Consider the following 15,453-nt stretch of genomic DNA (forward strand, 5'->3'; position numbering starts at 1 on the left):
CCTCATATGTATCCTCTCGGGGGTAGAGCACTGTTATGGCTAGGGGGTCATCGCGACTTACCAAACCATTGCAAACTCCGAATACCGAGACGGACTGTATGGGAGACACACGGCGGGTGCTAACGTCCGTCGTGAAAAGGGAAACAACCCAGACCCACAGCTAAGGTCCCAAATACATGCTAAGTGGTAAACGATGTGGAAAGGCACAGACAGCCAGGAGGTTGGCTTAGAAGCAGCCATCCTTTAAAGAAAGCGTAATAGCTCACTGGTCGAGTCGGTCTGCGCGAAAGATTTAACGGGGCTAAGCATGTAACCGAAGCTTGGGGTGCATTACTTTGTAATGCGCGGTAGAGGAGCGTTCCGTAAGCCTGCGAAGGTGGATTGAGAAGTCTGCTGGAGGTATCGGAAGTGCGAATGCTGACATGAGTAACGATAATGCGGGTGAAAAGCCCGCACGCCGAAAGCCCAAGGTTTCCTTGCGCAACGTTAATCGGCGCAGGGTGAGTCGGCCCCTAAGGCGAGGCAGAAATGCGTAGTCGATGGGAAGCAGGTTAATATTCCTGCACCTCGCGTAAGTGCGATGGAGGGACGGAGAAGGTTAGGTCTACCCGGCGTTGGTTGTCCGGGGGAAAGGCGGTAGGCATGGTTCTTAGGCAAATCCGGGAACCTCTATGCCGAGCACCGAGACGAGCTCATTAGAGCGAAGTGACTGATACCACGCTTCCAGGAAAAGCTCCTAAGCTTCAGCTTACGAAGACCGTACCGTAAACCGACACAGGTGGGTAGGATGAGAATTCTCAGGCGCTTGAGAGAACTTGGGTGAAGGAACTAGGCAAAATGGTACCGTAACTTCGGGAGAAGGTACGCCCCCCTGGGTGGCCACATGCGTGGCTGAGCTCGGAGGGGCCGCAGATACCAGGCCGCTGCGACTGTTTATCAAAAACACAGCACTCTGCAAACACGAAAGTGGACGTATAGGGTGTGACGCCTGCCCGGTGCTGGAAGGTTAAGTGATGGGGTCAGCCGCAAGGCGAAGCTCTTGATCGAAGCCCCAGTAAACGGCGGCCGTAACTATAACGGTCCTAAGGTAGCGAAATTCCTTGTCGGGTAAGTTCCGACCTGCACGAATGGCGTAACGACAGCGGCGCTGTCTCCACCCAAGGCTCAGTGAAATTGAAATCGCTGTGAAGATGCAGCGTTCCCGTGGCAAGACGGAAAGACCCCGTGAACCTTTACTATAGCTTTACATTGAACGTTGAGTTCGTCTGTGTAGGATAGGTGGGAGGCTTTGAAGCATCGGCGCCAGCCGGTGTGGAGCCAACCTTGAAATACCACCCTGATGTGCTTGACGTTCTAACCTAGGCCCGTGATCCGGGTCGGGGACCATGTATGGTGGGTAGTTTGACTGGGGCGGTCTCCTCCCAAAGAGTAACGGAGGAGCTCGAAGGTACGCTCAGCGCGGTCGGACATCGCGCACTGTGTGCAAAGGCATAAGCGTGCTTGACTGCAAGAGTGACGGCTCAAGCAGGTACGAAAGTAGGACTTAGTGATCCGGTGGTTCTGTATGGAAGGGCCATCGCTCAACGGATAAAAGGTACTCCGGGGATAACAGGCTGATTCCGCCCAAGAGTTCATATCGACGGCGGAGTTTGGCACCTCGATGTCGGCTCATCACATCCTGGGGCTGTAGTCGGTCCCAAGGGTATGGCTGTTCGCCATTTAAAGTGGTACGCGAGCTGGGTTCAGAACGTCGTGAGACAGTTCGGTCCCTATCTGCCATGGGCGTTGGAAATTTGAGAGGGGCTGCTCCTAGTACGAGAGGACCGGAGTGGACGAACCTCTGGTGTTCCGGTTGTCACGCCAGTGGCATTGCCGGGTAGCTATGTTCGGAAGCGATAACCGCTGAAAGCATCTAAGCGGGAAGCGCGCCTCAAGATGAGATTTCCCGGGGCACAAGCCCCCTAAAGGCACCATCAAGACTAGGTGGTTGATAGGCTGGGTGTGTAAGTGCAGCAATGCATTGAGCTAACCAGTACTAATGAGCCGTGAGGCTTGACCATATAACCTCAAGTGGCCTTGAGCCGAGACGCACGTCAAAACGTGTTCTTCGCCAAGCACTCGCTACGTTCCGTCCCTATGAAAGCTGGCGCGACATGGCTTTGTCCATGCCCGCGACACTTCCCCGCTTTCTGGCGACATTAGCGCTGTGGAACCACCCGATCCCATCCCGAACTCGGAAGTGAAACGCAGCTGCGCCGATGGTAGTGTGCACTTAGCATGCGAGAGTAGGTCATCGCCAGATTTTTTCCCAAACACCCCGCATCAGACGATGCGGGGTGTTTTCTTTGTGTTGACGGAAAGCATCATCGATACCACTGCTCGACCCTGATTCAAAACAGGGACAGCGTTTCCCCAGGTTTTGGAGTGGCTTCTGCCGCGTGGGATGTCCGATTCCAGCCGCCGGTTCCGGCTGACCGATAGGCGGAACCCGATGCTTTCGCCTCCTGCTTGCGTCGGTGGTGGCTTTCGGCCAGGACCTTGAACTGGTTTTCCCGCTGCAGGTAGAGCGGGTCGACGGATTCTTCGCTGCTACGCGGACCTGTTACCGGCTTGGTACGGCTGCGCTGCTCCCAACGATCCCCTTCCAGCCGGGTATCCGGCACATGCTGGAACGGGATCCGCATCGGGGCCGCATCTTTTTCCACCGCGACATGCATGCCGCCGAAATACAGCGCGTAATTGCCGTGTTTGCCGTTGATTTCGTCCAGCAGCCGGCTCAGGCGGCGATGTTTGGCCCGGGCGGGCATGAGTTCGCCCGAGCGGTGGTCGCCATGGCTCAAGCCGGTCAGGGTGACCGCGACCGAAAGAGGCGGGTGGCGTCCTTCCTGCCATCGGCCGGACGTGCGGGCCTTGGCCAAGGGGGCGAGCATCCCGGAAAGCATGCCAAGCAGGCTGGGGGTGTCATCCAGCGGGGCGAAACCGAGGTCGCGTTCGAAGCGACGCTCCATGCCGACGAAGCGGATCCGCAGGCTCAGCCCGGCAGCCAGCAGATCGCCATGCCGGAGCCGCATCGCCGCCTTGGCCAGCAGCTTGAACAGCACGGTCCGCATCCCTTCGAAATTCCTCAATTGCGGGCCGAGCACATGCGAATGCCCGACCGAAGCCGGGTATTCACGGACGCGCTCAGGCAGTTCAAGGCCGCGCAGCTGCATCCAGAAACGTTCGCCCTCCACGCTGCCCCAGGCCGTGCGCAGATGCTCGCGGCTGGTGGCGCACAGGCGTTCCATGCTGTCGATGCCGGCGGCCAGCAGCCGTTGCTCCATCGAGGCGCCGATTCCGCACAGGTCGCGCAATTCCAGACCGTGCAGGGCATGCGGCAGATCGGCTTGTTCGATGACGGTCAGGCCGTCCGGCTTGTTCATGTCGGAGGCGGTCTTGGCCAGGAATTTGTTCGGCGCGATGCCGATCGAGCAGGTCATCTCCGGGCCGATGCCGACCTCGCACAGGCGCTGCTTGATCCGGCGGGCGATGGCGATGGCGTTTTCGCGCTGGCGCTCGCGGCCGATCAGGCTGCACGGAACCTCATCAACCGAAGCCGCTTTCCCGGTAGGGATGCAGTCGCCGATCGCGGCCATGAAGGCGTGGTGCATTTACGTAACGCGCCGGCCGTGCCAGCACCAGGGCGATATCCGGGCAGCGTTCGCGCGCCTCGCGCACCCCGGTGCCGGTCTTGATGCCGAGCCGTTTCGCCTCCTGGCTGGCGGCCAGGCAACAGGTGGTGTCGCTCGGCACCGCCACCACCGCGACCGGGCGGCCGCGCAGGTGTGGATCATCGTGCTGCTCCACCGAAGCGAAGAAGGAGTCGAAATCGACGAACAGGCAACGCAGCGTCATCATCGTGTCCCGTATGGGGAGCCAGTATCGGCCCGGCGCATCTCAGCGCCGGGCGCGAATTTCACGATTGACTGGATACCAAGGTGTGATCGCAGGGGCTGCGATGACGCAGCGGGCCGCGCTTCACAACACGACCGGCGGCTCGCCCCCGACGATCACCACGTCCGCCGCACGTCGGGCGAACAGGCCCACGCTGACCACGCCGGGAATCTGGTTGATTGCCTGCTCCATCGCCACCGGATCGGTGATCGACAGCTGGTGGATGTCGAGGATCACGTTGCCGTTGTCGGTGATCACCGCGCGTTCTTCGGCATCCATGCGGAACACCGGTTGGCCGCCGGTCAACGCGGCGATTTCGCGCGCCACCAGGCTCCGCGCCATCGGGATGACCTCGACCGGCAGCGGAAACCGGCCGAGCACGTCCACCTGCTTGGAGGGGTCGACGATGCAGACGAATTTATGGCTCGCCTCGGCGATGATCTTCTCGCGGGTCAGTGCCGCGCCGCCGCCCTTGATCAGCCGCTTGTGCGGATCGCACTCGTCGGCGCCATCCACGTAGAGCGCGAGCTGGCCGGCGGGGTTGAGGTCGAACACCTCGATGCCGTGCGATTTCAGCCGCGCGGTGCTCTGTTCGGAGCTCGACACCGCGCCCTTGATCCGGTGCGGATCGCGGCCGAGCGCGTCGATGAAATAGGCGACCGTCGAACCGGTGCCGACGCCGACCAGCATCCCGTCTTCGACATAGTCCATGGCTTTTTCCGCCGCGAGGCGCTTGGCTTCCGACATCCTGCAGGTTCCTTGTATCCGGGTTATTCGAGCGAGAGCAGCAGCTTCCACTGCGCGGCGGTGACCGGCATCACCGACAGGCGCGAGCCGGTGCGGATCAGCGCGAATTCCTCGCCCAGCGCGTCGCGGTGTTCGCGGATTTCGGTCAGCGACAGCGGGCGCTTGAGCGTGCGCACGTAGCCGACATCGACCAGTTCCCAGCGCGGTTGCTCCGGCGTGGCTTTCTCGTCGTGGTACTTCGACTTGCGGTCGAACTGGGTCTTGTCGGGATAGGGCAGGCTGGCGACTTCGCCGATGCCGTAGATGCCCGGCACGTCGCAGTTGGAGTGGTAGAAGAAGACGCCGTCGCCGGGCTTCATCTGGCGCATGAAATTGCGCGCCTGGTAGTTGCGCACGCCGGTCCACGGCTCCACTTTCACCCGCGCCAGGTCGTCGATGGAGAAGTCGCCGGGTTCGGACTTCATCAGCCAGTATTTCTTGCGGGTGCTCATTCTCGGGCTCGGATCAGGGTGCGGGTTTCGGTGACGATGGCGTCGCAGGGCACGTCCCAGGCTTGCGGCGCGACCTCGGCCACTTCCTGCACATCGAAACCGATGCCGATGGCGAGCGGCGGCGCCGGTTGATGCTGTCGGAAGGCGAGCGTGCGGTCATACCAGCCGCCGCCCATGCCGATGCGGTGGCAGCGGGCGTCGAAGCCGGTCAGCGGCAGCGCGATCACCGCCATGTCGGCGGCGTCGAGCAGCGAGTCGGGCGCGAGGTCGGGTTCGGGGATGCCGAAGCGGTTGTTGACCAGCGCATCGCCCGATCGCCACGGCGCGAATTTCAGCGACATCGTGCCTTCGACCAGCACCGGCAGGCAGTAGCTGCAGCCGACCGGCAGCTGGACCTGCCATGCGTGCAACGGCAGTTCGCCATCCATCGCCCAGTAGCCGGCCATGTAGCCGCCTTCTAAGCCTGCCGTCAGCGCCAGCAGTTGCGAGGCGACCGCTTCGGCGGCCTGCATCCGCGCCTGCGGGGTGATGGCGCGCCGTCGTTCACGCAGGTCAAGGCGGCTGGGTGTCGTGGGCACGGACATGCGCGGATTGTAGGCGAGTGCGGCGACGGGCCAAAGCCGCGACGCGACCGTCATCGCGCCCCGCAAAAGAAGAAACCCGCGCCGGAGCGCGGGTTTCGAATGGCATCCTCCGCCGTGGCGATGCGGCGAAACGACCTTGAACCTGCGGGTTCAAGTGGGATTGCTCGCTGGCCGTCGGGCTTTCCGCTCGTGGCGGACATGCACGCCGGGCCGGGTTGCAGCCCCGGTGTCGTTCTTAAGGGACAAGGCGAATGTTTTGCACGCTGTCGCTCAAGGCAGAGGACACGCGCGCAGTATAGCCGCGCACTCCGCGAACGGGATGAATGGCGGCGTTGCGTTCAGTCCTGCGGAAGGCGCGAAAGGCGCTGTTCCAGTGCATCGATCGCGTTGGCCAGTGCGCGGTCGCGGCGGGCGTTTTCCTCGCGCAGCATTTCCAGTTCGTGCGCCAGGTTGAGCGCCGCCAGCACGGCGATGCGTTCGGTCGCGACCATGCGGTTGTTGCCGCGGATGTCGCGCATCCGCGTGTCCAGGGCCTTGGCGGCGGCGAGCAGGCTGGCCTGCTCTTCGGCGACGACGCCGACGGTGTAATCGCGGTCGAGGATGCGGACGTTGACCGGCTCGGCCTTGCCGGCGGGCGTGCTCACGTGTGCTGCTCCAGCGCCTTGAGCCGCTGGATCATCGCTTCCACGCGGGTGCGCGCTTCCTCGTTGCGGCTGACCAGCTGCGCGCGGTCGTGGATGAGCTGCTCCTGCTGCTGGCGCAGGCTGCGGTTTTCCTCGCCCAGTCGCTGCTGGCGTTCGGCCATGGTCTCGATGCGCTCGATGAGCTGCATCAGGCGGTCAAAGGGGTCGAGTGCGTCCATCCGCGCACGATGTCAGGGGGCGGGCGGGTGGTCAAGGCGCCGCGATGCGTGCCGCTGCAGGAAAGCGCGGCAATCGGCGGCTTCCATCGGCCTAGCCAGCAGGAAACCCTGGGCCTCGTCGCAGCCGTGGCGGCGAAGCTGGGCGAGCTGGGCCTCGGTCTCCACGCCTTCGGCAACCACCTTCATGCCCATCGAGTGGGCCATGGTGATGATGGCGATGATGATCGCCTCGTCGCGCGGGTCGTGGGCCAGGTCGGAGACGAAGGCGCGGTCGATCTTGAGCGTGTTGACCGGCAGGCCGCGCAGGTAGGCCAGCGAGGAATAGCCGGTGCCGAAGTCGTCGATGGCGATCTGGATGCCGATCGCGCGCAGCCGCTGCAGCAGTTCGCCGGCCAGCTGCGGGCGCTCCATCAGCACGCTTTCGGTGATCTCCAGCTCGATCCGGTCCGGCGCGATGCCACGCACGTCGGCGCAGCGGGTGATGAAGCCCGGGAAGTCCTCGCGCATCAGCTGCGCGGCGGACACGTTGATGCCCATCTTCACCGAGGGCAGGCCGGCGGCGTCCCATTCGGCCAGGTCGCGGCAGGCCTCGTTGGCCACCCAGGTGCCGAGGGCATTGATCAGCCCGGTGTCCTCCGCCAGCGGGATGAAGACGTCCGGCGCGACATCGCCCAGTTCCGGGTGCCGCCAGCGCAGCAACGCCTCGACACCGGTGATCACCCCGGTGCGCAGGCACCAGCGCGGCTGGTAGACCAGCCAGGTTTCGCCGCGCTCGGTGGCGCCGCGCAGCAGGGTGCTCATGCGCAGACGCTGGATGGCCTGGGCATCCATGTCCGGGTGGTAGCGGCGGTACATCTGCCGGCCGTCGGCCTTGGCCTGGTACATCGCGGTATCGGCCTGGCGCACCAGCGTGTCGGCGTCGATGCCGTCATCCGGGAACACGCTGATCCCGATCGACGGCGAGATGGCGAATTCCAGCCCGTTCTCCAACGTGAGCGGGCGGGCGAAACCGGCGAGGATCTCGCGCGCGACGCGGTAGGTGTCCTGCGGGGATTCCATCCGCGGCACGATCACCGTGAACTCGTCGCCGCCCAGCCGCGCGACCAGCTGCTCGCTGGCGGTGATGCCGCGCAGGCGCTCGGCGGTGGCGCGCAGCACCTGGTCGCCGATGGCGTGGCCGAGCGAATCGTTGATGTCCTTGAAGCGGTCAAGGTCGAGGAACATCACCGCGAACTGGCGGCCATTGCGATGGCTGGCGATGGCTTCGGCCAGACGCCGGTTGAACAGCGAACGGTTGGGCAGCTCGGTCAGCGGATCGTAGTTGGCGAGCTGGCGCAGCTCCTGTTCCGCGCGGCGCTGTTCGGTGACATCGCCCAGCACCAGTACGTAATGGATGTCGTTGCCTTCGACGGCCAGGGTGCTCTGGGTGACCAGCGTGGCCTGCACCTTGCACAGGAAATCGTGGCCATTGCGATGGCGGTGCCAGAGTTCGCCGGTCCACTGGCCTTCGGCGATCAGGCGCTGCTGCATGATGTCGGCGGCGGTGCGCGCCTGCTCGCTGCCGAACAGCAGGTCGATGTGCTCGCCGGCCAGCGCATCGCCCGGATAGCCGGTGATGGTCGAGAACGCATCGTTGGTGGAGACGATGCGGAAGCCTTCGTCGAGCACGGTCACCGCCTCGGCCATGTTCTGGAACACTTCGATGGCGATGCGTTGCGCATGCTCGGCGGCGAGGCGCGCGGTCACGTCGCGCGCGGTACCGGAGATGGATTGCACGCCGCCCTGCGCATCCCACCTCACCGCACGACCGCGGGTGCTGACCCAGTGCCAGTCGCGGTCGGCGTAGCGGACGCGATGCTGCGAAGTCAGCGTGCCGCTCGCCCCTTCGTTGAGGTAACGGCGCAGCCGCGCCAACACCAGCGGTTCGTCTTCCGGATGGATGTGCACGGCATGGATGACGTTCTCGGTGCTTTCCTCGTAGGGGTTGTAGCTGACGGTCAGGCGGTTGGATTCGATGTCGTAGTCCCAGAACGACTCGCTCGCGCCCCACAGCGCCAAGCTGAGTCGGGTCTCGCGCTCGCGGGTCGCCTGGTTCTGGCGCTTCTCCAGCGCGCGGCGGCGCGTCCAGGTGAGCAACACCGCCAGCGCGATGAGGCTGGCCAGCACCGCATACAGCGCAATCATCGAGCGGGTGCGCCACCACGCGGTGGCGACATGGACCGGAATGGTCAGGATGTCGCCCCCCCAGTCGCCGCGACGGTCGGTGGCCTGAATCTGCAGCTGGTAGTCGCCGGCGGGCAACCGGCCGTAGGCGAATTCGTCCAGGGTGCCGTTGTCGGTCCAGCGGCTGTCGTGCGGAACCAGGCGATAGCGGTAACGCGTCCGCGAGAAGCCGCCGAAGTCCATGCGCTGGGCGCGGATGCGCAGGGTCTGGTCGGGATCGGCCAGGGCGAGGTGGCGCAGGCCGCCGGCGGCATCCAGCGGCCATTCGTTCCACGCCTCGTTGCCGACGCGGCTGGCGATGACCTGCAGCGGCGCGAGTGCAGGCTTGGGCTGTTGACTGCGCGGATCGAACAGGTTGATGCCGCGCACGCCGCCCATCATCAGCCGCCCGTCGCGCAGGCGGAGCGCGGACTGGGTGTTGAATTCCTGCGCCTGCAGGCCCTGTTCGGTTGAATAGCGCTCGACCTGCGCACGATCCGCGTCGTAGCGCAGCAGCCCGGAATCGGTACCCAGCCAGAGATAGCCGGCCGGGCCTTCGAGGATCGAGAACACCGTCGGCGGCGTTTCCAGCCCGGCCAGTCCGGTGAGCACCGAGGTGAACGCCAGCCCGTCGCCGGCCTTGGGCAGCACCCGGTTCAGGCCGGCCATCGTGCCCAGCCAGATCGTGCCGTGGCGATCCTGGATCAGGCTGAGGATGCTGTTGCTGGCCAGCGAGTCATCGCGCCCCGCCGACATGTACCAGCGCTGCATCCGCCCGGAGCGCGGATCAAGCCGCATCAAGCCGCCGTTGCTGCCCACCCAGACCAGACCCTGGCGGTCGATCAGGATCGCGTTGATGATTTTTTCCACCGATGTGCGGTCACCCGGCAGGGCGAACGCGACCAGGCTGCCGTCGACCGGGTCGTAGCGGTACAGGCCGCGACGATGGACGCCGAGATAGAGGCGGCCCCGTGCATCGCGCGCGATGTCGGTGACCATGTGGTTGTCGAGCGGCAGGTCCACTTCCTCGAAGTGGCCATCGCGGGTGTCCATCGAGGCCAGGCCGTGGCTGGTCGCCACCCAGAACGCGGTGTCCGACTTGGGAATGAACTGGAAGATGCGCGCCGGCGCATTCGAGCGGCGGGCCTTTTCCGGAAACGTGCGCCGCAGGGCATCGGTGAATTCGGTGAATACCGGCGGCAGGCTGGGCGACATCCTCACCAGCCTCGAATCATCGGTGGCGATCCAGGCGTTGCCGGCCGTGTCCTGCGCCATGCCGCGGATGCTGATGACCCGCAGGTCGCGCTCGCGGTCTCCACCCAGACTGTAGATGTAGGGGAATCGGTCGCCGTTGGTATGCGTGTGCATCGGGCCGAGGTAACTGCCGCCGATCCACAAGGTGCCGCCGCCATCCACCAGCAGCGAGGTGAAGCTGTTTTCCTGCAGCGTGCCCGGCACGCCCGTCTGCCGGACGATGCGGTTGGCGCTGCCGTCGGCCGGCAGGTACCGTACCAGGCCCTGTTCGGCGGTCGCCAGCCACAGGGCGCCATCCGGGGCCTCGACCAGCGCGGTCAGGTTGGGCGCGTCCGGCAATGCCGGATGCGACGCCAGCGGCCAGGCTTTCTCCAGCGCGTCGAGGCGGCCCAGCCGGTACAGGCCGTTTTCGCCGGCGACCCAGAGGGCGCCATCGTGGTCACGCAGCAGCCGGAAGATGGGCGCATCGGCGGTCGCGATCATCTTGGCCTTGCCGCGCTCGATATGCAGCAGCTCGCGGCCGCGGGCCAGCAGCAGCCGGCCGCCGGCATCGAAGGACAGGCTCTGTGCGCCGGCATCGTTGGCCGGGTCGTGCGGCAACACTTCGGTGATGGCGCCGGTGGCGGTGTCGAGGACGTCCACGCCACCTTCCACCGCGATCCAGAGTTTGTGGTCCTGCGCCAGCAGCGCGCGTATCGGCGTCAGCGGCGTACGCCGGGCGACGCCGGGATGCAGGTAGCGCTGGACGCGGCCATCGCGCACATCCATGCGGGCGATGTACTGCGAGCGGAAGCCCATCCACAGCGTGGTGCCGTCGATCGCCAGCGTGGTGACCTGGTTCTCGGGAATCGAGTCCTGGTTGTCGCCATGGCGGAACACGCGGTACTGGTTGCCGTCGAAGCGGTTCAGGCCGCCGCCGGTGGCGATCCAGATGAAGCCCAGCGGGTCCTGCACGATCGCGTTCGGCGTGTTCTGCGACAGCCCGTATTCGGTGCCGACCGGGTGGAAGCTGTACTGGCGGATCTGTGCGTGGGCGCTGGCGATGATCAGCCCGAAGACGACCAGCAGCATCACGCGCAGCGGCCACAGGCTGGACCGCCGGTGCACGGGAGGGATCGGCAGTGGGCGGTCGAAGCGGCGCATGTAAGGGATGACGATACCCCCGGCGCCGGTAAAAGTGTGCGCTGCGACACTCATTCAATGGTCGGAGGCCCGCGATACACTGGCCGCCCCGTCCCCGGAGTGCCGCCTTGCAGGCCCATGCCCCCTTGCCCGACTGGCAGCAGATGCAAGCCGTGCTGTCGCCTCTGCAGCTTTCCGTCAGCCCGGCCGAACTTCATGGCGCGCTGGCCGGCTGGATCGCCGGGGGTGGCGATGCGAATGGCGGCTGGCTGGCAAAAGTGTTGGCCGATGACGGCCTGGCCCAGCCCGAGGACGACACCTTCAAGGCGCTCCGCGATGCCACCTTGGCCTCGATGGAAGACCGCGAACTGAATTTCCACTTGCTGCTGCCGGACGATGATGCCGCGGTCGACGTGCGCGGCAACGCGCTGTTCGACTGGTGCCGCGCGTTCCTCGGCGGCTTCGGCTTGGCGGCCGGGCCCAACCCGCCGCTGTCGGAGGAAGGCAGCGAAGCGCTCGAAGACCTGGCGCGGCTGGCGATGGCCGAAGCCGAATCCGATGGCGACGAGGAAGACGAAGCCGCCTTCGCCGAAATCGAGGAATTCGTCCGCGTCGCCGCGCTGCTGCTGCATGGCGACTGCGCGCTCGGCCCGCGCCACCGCAAGCGCCTGCACTGACCGGTCCGCGCATGCCCGCCCTCGACAAGGCCTTGTCGCCGAAAGCCTGCGCCAAGCGCCGCAAGCAGTTGATGCGGATGGTCGGCGAAGACGCCATCCTCATCCTGCCCGCCGCACCCGAGCGCGTGCGCAGCCGCGACACCCATTACCCCTACCGGCAGGATTCCGACTTCTGGTACCTGACCGGCTTCGATGAACCGCAGGCGGTGCTGGTGCTGGCGCCGGGCCGCGCGCATGGCGAGGCGCTGCTGTTCTGCCGCGAGCGCGATCTTGAGCGCGAAGGCTGGGACGGCCCGCGCATCGGGCCCGAAGGCGCGGTGGATGCGTTGGCGATGGACGATGCCTGGGCCATCGACGACATCGACGAGATCCTGCCCGGCCTGCTCGAAGGCCGCACGCGGGTCTACTACCACTTCGGCCACGACACCGACTTCGACCTCAAGCTGATCGGCTGGCTCAACCGCGTGCGCGCGCAGATGCGGATGGGCGCGCAGCCGCCGCACGAATTCCTTGAACTCGGCCACCTGCTCGACGAGATGCGGCTGTTCAAGACCGCCGACGAACTCGCGCTGATGCAACGCGCCGCCGACATTTCCGTCATCGCGCACGAGGCGGCGATGCGCGCCGCCCGCGCCGGCATCCACGAATACGAACTGCAGGCGGAAGTCGAGCGCGTGTTCCGCGCGCATGACGCGGTGCCGGCCTACAACTCCATCGTCGGCGCCGGGGCCAACGCCTGCGTGCTGCACTACCGCGCCAACAGCGCCAAGTCGCGCGCGGGCGAGCTGGTGCTGATCGATGCCGGCGCCGAATACCGCGGCTATGCCGCCGACATCACCCGCACCTTTCCGGTCGATGGCCGCTTCAGCGCCCCGCAGCGCGCGCTGCATGATCTGGTCGGCCAAGCGCAGGCGGCGGCACTCGCGCAGGCGGTGCCCGGCAAGCCGTGGTCGGCGATCCACGATGCCGCGGTGGAAACCCTCGCCGACGGTCTGCTCTCGCTCGGCCTGCTCAAGGGCACGCTGAAGAAGGCGATCGCGACCGGCGCGTACCAGCGCTTCTATCGCCACAAGACCGGCCACTGGCTGGGGCTGGATGTGCACGATGTCGGCGACTATCGCGTTGACGACGAACCGCGCCTGCTCGAACCCGGCATGGTGTTCACCATCGAGCCCGGGCTCTATGTCTCCGCCGATGACAGCACGGTCGATGCGAAGTGGCGCGGCATCGGCATCCGCACCGAGGACGATGTCGCGCTGGGGAAGACCGGACACCGCGTGCTGACCGGCAAGCTGGCCCGCAGCGCCGACGAGATCGAAGCCTTCATGGCCGGTTGAGCCGGCCGCGATGGATCAGCGCAGCATCGACCCCACGCGCGCGCCGGCCCAGACCAGCGCCAGTCCCGCGACCAGGGTGATGCCGAGATAGGCGAGCGCCGTGCCACCGCGCCCGCCACGCGCGAACAGCAGCATCTCCAGCACCAGCGAGGAATAGGTGGTCAGCGCGCCGAGCACGCCGACGATCAGGAACGCGCGCCAGTACAGCGCGACGGTGCCGCGCTCCTGCAGCCATTCGGCCAGGAAACCGATCGCGAACGCGCCGATCAGGTTGGCCGCCAGCGTGCCCCAGGGTAGCCGGTCACCGAACTGGCGCAGCATCGCGCCGCCCAGCCAGAACCGGCCCGCCGCGCCGAGCGCGCCGCCGGCCATCACAAGCGCCAGTTGCGCGCCCCAGCTGTTCATGCGGCGATTACTGCGCCGGCTTCAGCGTGCGCAGCACCATGCCGACCGGCGCGGCCACGCCGTCGCCCGACATCGGTACCAGCCCGCCATGCGCGGTCACGCGCTGGCCGGCCAGCGAGAACGCGTCGGCGAAATCGCTCTGCGGCACCAGCTCGATCACCTTGATGCTGTCGACCGCCGGGTATTCCGCCGCGCGCGCGGCATGGGTGGCGATGCAGATCGGCGCGTCGAGCGTCAGCAGCATCGCGTTGCGGCTGGCCTTGCCCGGCGCGGACATCATCCGCGTGGTCGCCATGCCGCTCAGGGTGACCATGCCGGGCGCGTACTGCAGGCAGTGGCTGGATGTCGAAGCGGCGGCATCCTGTGCGGGGGTGGCGGCGGGCGCGGGCGACTTGCCGCAGGCCGTCAGCGCGACGAGGGTGGCGGCGGCAAGCGCGAGGGGGCTTCGTGCGTTCATGCGGTTTCACTCCAGGTTTCGCGGGTGAGGTTGAGCGGCGCGTCTTCGGTGCAGACCACGTCGTCCTCGATGCGGATGCCGCCGTAAGGCTTGAAGGCATCCACCTTCGCCCAGTCCACGCTGTCGGCGAGGCCCTTGGCCTTGAGTTCGTCCAGCAGCATGTCGATGAAGTAGATCCCGGGCTCGATCGTCACCGCCATGCCCGGTGCCAGCGTGCGGGTCAGGCGCAGGTAGGGATGGCCGGCCGGCTTGTCGATGACGCCGCCCGCGTCGCTGGCGGCGAAGCCGGCGACGTCGTGCACCTGCAGGCCGATGCCGTGGCCGATGCCGTGCGGGAAGAACGCGCTGGACACGCCGGTCTCCACCGCGGTCTGCGCATCCACCGTGATCACGCCGAAATCCTTGAGGATGCTGGCCAGCGCGAGGTGCGCGTCGAGATGGATCCGGCGGTAGTCGGTGCCGGCGCGGACCTGGTCGCACATCGCCTGCTGGGCGGTGTCGACGGCATCGATCATCGCCTGGAAGTCATCGTCGGCCGCCGAATAGGTGCGGGTGATGTCGCAGGCGTAGCCGGCGTGGCTGGCGCCGGCATCGATCACCAGGCTGCGCGCGGGACGCGTCGGCTTGCGGTCGCGGTCCATGTAATGCAGCACCGCGCCGTGTTCGTTGAGCGCGATGATGTTGCCGTAGGGCAGCTCCAGCGCATCCTGTCCGGCCGCCTGGCAGTAGGCGAGGTGGATGCCGAATTCGCTCGCGCCCATGCGGAAGGCGCGCTCGGCAGCGAGGTGCGCACGCACGCCGCGACGGGTGGCTTCACGCATCATCGCCACTTCATACGGCGTCTTGTACGCGCGCTGGTAGTCCAGGTAGGCCAGCACCGCATCCGGGTTGTTCGGCACCACGTGGCCGAGCGTGCTCTGCGCCTCGCCGACGACGGCCGTGCGCGTGGCCAGGCCGGGCAGATGCTGCAGCGCTTCCTCGGCGGTGCGGACGATGCTGATGTCGAAGTGTTCGACCCAGTAGCCGGACGGATCGGCCGGCACCACGTGCCAGTAATCGCGCGGCTGCAGGTAGATGAGCTTCGGGCGCTCGCCCGGCGCATGCACCAGCCAGCTGCCGGGCGCGTTGGTCAGCGGCAGCCAGTGCTTGAAGTTGGGATTGACCGCGTAGGGATAGTCGCGGTCGTCGAAGGCCTGGTAATGCTGGGTGCCGCTCGGGATCACCAGCCGGTCGAAGCCGCCGCGCTCAAGGGCCGTGTCCGCGCGCTGTGTGAGCGTGCGCAGGTGGTCGGCGTAAAGGGCGTGGATGGGGTCTTCGGCCATGGCGGGCTCCGGTGGGAAAATCCTGATTTTGAACCAATCGCCGTGGCGGCGGTGTGCGCG

General features: G+C 66.0%; 12 protein-coding genes, 2 rRNA genes, 1 other RNA gene and 1 pseudogene (1 of these 16 running past the window's edge). 4 read left to right on the plus strand and 12 right to left on the minus strand.

Features of this window, described 5'->3' with window-relative positions; translation table 11 throughout:
• Positions 1-2,060, plus strand: a 23S ribosomal RNA gene (locus tag DCD74_RS00065); it begins 816 nt to the left of the window's first position.
• Between the two features lie 128 nt (positions 2,061-2,188).
• Positions 2,189-2,302, plus strand: a 5S ribosomal RNA gene (gene rrf, locus DCD74_RS00070).
• An 88-nt stretch (positions 2,303-2,390) separates the two neighbouring features.
• Here the strand turns inward: rrf and DCD74_RS13050 are convergent.
• From DCD74_RS13050 to DCD74_RS00115, 9 genes and pseudogenes are all read right to left on the minus strand, one after another.
• Positions 2,391-3,479 (minus strand): DNA polymerase Y family protein, encoded by a 1,089-nt coding sequence (locus DCD74_RS13050; protein ID WP_335645451.1) that lies wholly within the window; start codon positions 3,477-3,479, stop codon positions 2,391-2,393.
• Between the two features lie 3 nt (positions 3,480-3,482).
• Positions 3,483-3,897, minus strand: a pseudogene (locus DCD74_RS00080) (Y-family DNA polymerase); the annotation flags it as partial.
• A gap of 120 nt (positions 3,898-4,017) precedes the next feature.
• Positions 4,018-4,680, minus strand: a complete 663-nt coding sequence (rpiA, locus tag DCD74_RS00085; protein ID WP_112925525.1) for a ribose-5-phosphate isomerase RpiA — start codon at positions 4,678-4,680, stop codon at positions 4,018-4,020.
• A 23-nt stretch (positions 4,681-4,703) separates the two neighbouring features.
• A complete protein-coding gene (locus tag DCD74_RS00090; protein ID WP_112925526.1) occupies positions 4,704-5,171 on the minus strand; it encodes an EVE domain-containing protein in 468 nt (155 codons plus the stop codon).
• The gene (locus DCD74_RS00095; RefSeq protein ID WP_112927575.1) at positions 5,168-5,755 is read right to left on the minus strand and encodes a 5-formyltetrahydrofolate cyclo-ligase; all 588 of its coding nucleotides are present in this window, start codon (positions 5,753-5,755) and stop codon (positions 5,168-5,170) included. The genes DCD74_RS00090 and DCD74_RS00095 overlap by 4 nt, the downstream gene beginning before the upstream one ends.
• A gap of 102 nt (positions 5,756-5,857) precedes the next feature.
• Positions 5,858-6,040, minus strand: a non-coding RNA gene (gene ssrS, locus DCD74_RS00100) — 6S RNA.
• A 53-nt stretch (positions 6,041-6,093) separates the two neighbouring features.
• A complete protein-coding gene (locus tag DCD74_RS00105; protein WP_112925527.1) occupies positions 6,094-6,399 on the minus strand; it encodes a cell division protein ZapA in 306 nt (101 codons plus the stop codon).
• Entirely contained in the window at positions 6,396-6,617 is a 222-nt protein-coding gene (locus tag DCD74_RS00110) for a TIGR02449 family protein (RefSeq protein WP_112925528.1), read from the minus strand. The genes DCD74_RS00105 and DCD74_RS00110 overlap by 4 nt, the downstream gene beginning before the upstream one ends.
• 12 nt (positions 6,618-6,629) lie before the next feature.
• On the minus strand, positions 6,630-11,180 hold the full coding sequence (locus tag DCD74_RS00115; RefSeq protein WP_217424265.1) for an EAL domain-containing protein: 4,551 nt from the start codon (positions 11,178-11,180) through the stop codon (positions 6,630-6,632).
• A gap of 179 nt (positions 11,181-11,359) precedes the next feature.
• On the opposite strand from DCD74_RS00115, the gene DCD74_RS00120 reads away from it, so the two are divergent.
• Together DCD74_RS00120 and DCD74_RS00125 are read left to right on the plus strand one after the other, a co-directional pair.
• The gene (locus DCD74_RS00120) at positions 11,360-11,872 is read left to right on the plus strand and encodes a UPF0149 family protein (RefSeq protein ID WP_112927576.1); all 513 of its coding nucleotides are present in this window, start codon (positions 11,360-11,362) and stop codon (positions 11,870-11,872) included.
• Between the two features lie 11 nt (positions 11,873-11,883).
• On the plus strand, positions 11,884-13,209 hold the full coding sequence (locus DCD74_RS00125; RefSeq protein ID WP_112925530.1) for an aminopeptidase P N-terminal domain-containing protein: 1,326 nt from the start codon (positions 11,884-11,886) through the stop codon (positions 13,207-13,209).
• A gap of 15 nt (positions 13,210-13,224) precedes the next feature.
• Here DCD74_RS00125 and DCD74_RS00130 read toward each other — a convergent pair whose 3' ends face one another.
• The 3 genes from DCD74_RS00130 to pepQ are packed head-to-tail and all read right to left on the minus strand — an operon-like array spanning position 13,225 to position 15,393.
• Positions 13,225-13,614 (minus strand): fluoride efflux transporter FluC, encoded by a 390-nt coding sequence (locus tag DCD74_RS00130; RefSeq protein WP_112925531.1) that lies wholly within the window; start codon positions 13,612-13,614, stop codon positions 13,225-13,227.
• A 7-nt stretch (positions 13,615-13,621) separates the two neighbouring features.
• Positions 13,622-14,071 carry a hypothetical protein gene (locus DCD74_RS00135; protein WP_112925532.1) on the minus strand — a complete coding sequence of 150 codons (450 nt, stop codon included), beginning with the start codon at positions 14,069-14,071 and terminating at the stop codon, positions 13,622-13,624.
• Positions 14,068-15,393 carry a Xaa-Pro dipeptidase gene (gene pepQ / locus DCD74_RS00140; protein WP_112925533.1) on the minus strand — a complete coding sequence of 442 codons (1,326 nt, stop codon included), beginning with the start codon at positions 15,391-15,393 and terminating at the stop codon, positions 14,068-14,070. The genes DCD74_RS00135 and pepQ overlap by 4 nt, the downstream gene beginning before the upstream one ends.
• Positions 15,394-15,453 lie beyond the last annotated feature (60 nt).

Source organism: Lysobacter oculi, from assembly GCF_003293695.1.
Lineage (GTDB): Bacteria > Pseudomonadota > Gammaproteobacteria > Xanthomonadales > Xanthomonadaceae > Solilutibacter > Solilutibacter oculi.

Excerpts from the sequence above, each read along its gene's own strand:
- DCD74_RS13050 (WP_335645451.1), bottom strand. The coding sequence starts at position 3,479 with ATGACCTGCTCGATCGGCATCGCGCCGAACAAATTCCTGGCCAAGACC.
- pepQ (WP_112925533.1), bottom strand. The coding sequence starts at position 15,393 with ATGGCCGAAGACCCCATCCACGCCCTTTACGCCGACCACCTGCGCACG.
- DCD74_RS00095 (WP_112927575.1), bottom strand. The coding sequence starts at position 5,755 with ATGTCCGTGCCCACGACACCCAGCCGCCTTGACCTGCGTGAACGACGG.
- DCD74_RS00125 (WP_112925530.1), top strand. The coding sequence starts at position 11,884 with ATGCCCGCCCTCGACAAGGCCTTGTCGCCGAAAGCCTGCGCCAAGCGC.
- DCD74_RS00110 (WP_112925528.1), bottom strand. The coding sequence starts at position 6,617 with ATGGACGCACTCGACCCCTTTGACCGCCTGATGCAGCTCATCGAGCGC.
- DCD74_RS00120 (WP_112927576.1), top strand. The coding sequence starts at position 11,360 with ATGCAAGCCGTGCTGTCGCCTCTGCAGCTTTCCGTCAGCCCGGCCGAA.
- rpiA (WP_112925525.1), bottom strand. The coding sequence starts at position 4,680 with ATGTCGGAAGCCAAGCGCCTCGCGGCGGAAAAAGCCATGGACTATGTC.
- DCD74_RS00135 (WP_112925532.1), bottom strand. The coding sequence starts at position 14,071 with ATGAACGCACGAAGCCCCCTCGCGCTTGCCGCCGCCACCCTCGTCGCG.
- DCD74_RS00130 (WP_112925531.1), bottom strand. The coding sequence starts at position 13,614 with ATGAACAGCTGGGGCGCGCAACTGGCGCTTGTGATGGCCGGCGGCGCG.
- DCD74_RS00090 (WP_112925526.1), bottom strand. The coding sequence starts at position 5,171 with ATGAGCACCCGCAAGAAATACTGGCTGATGAAGTCCGAACCCGGCGAC.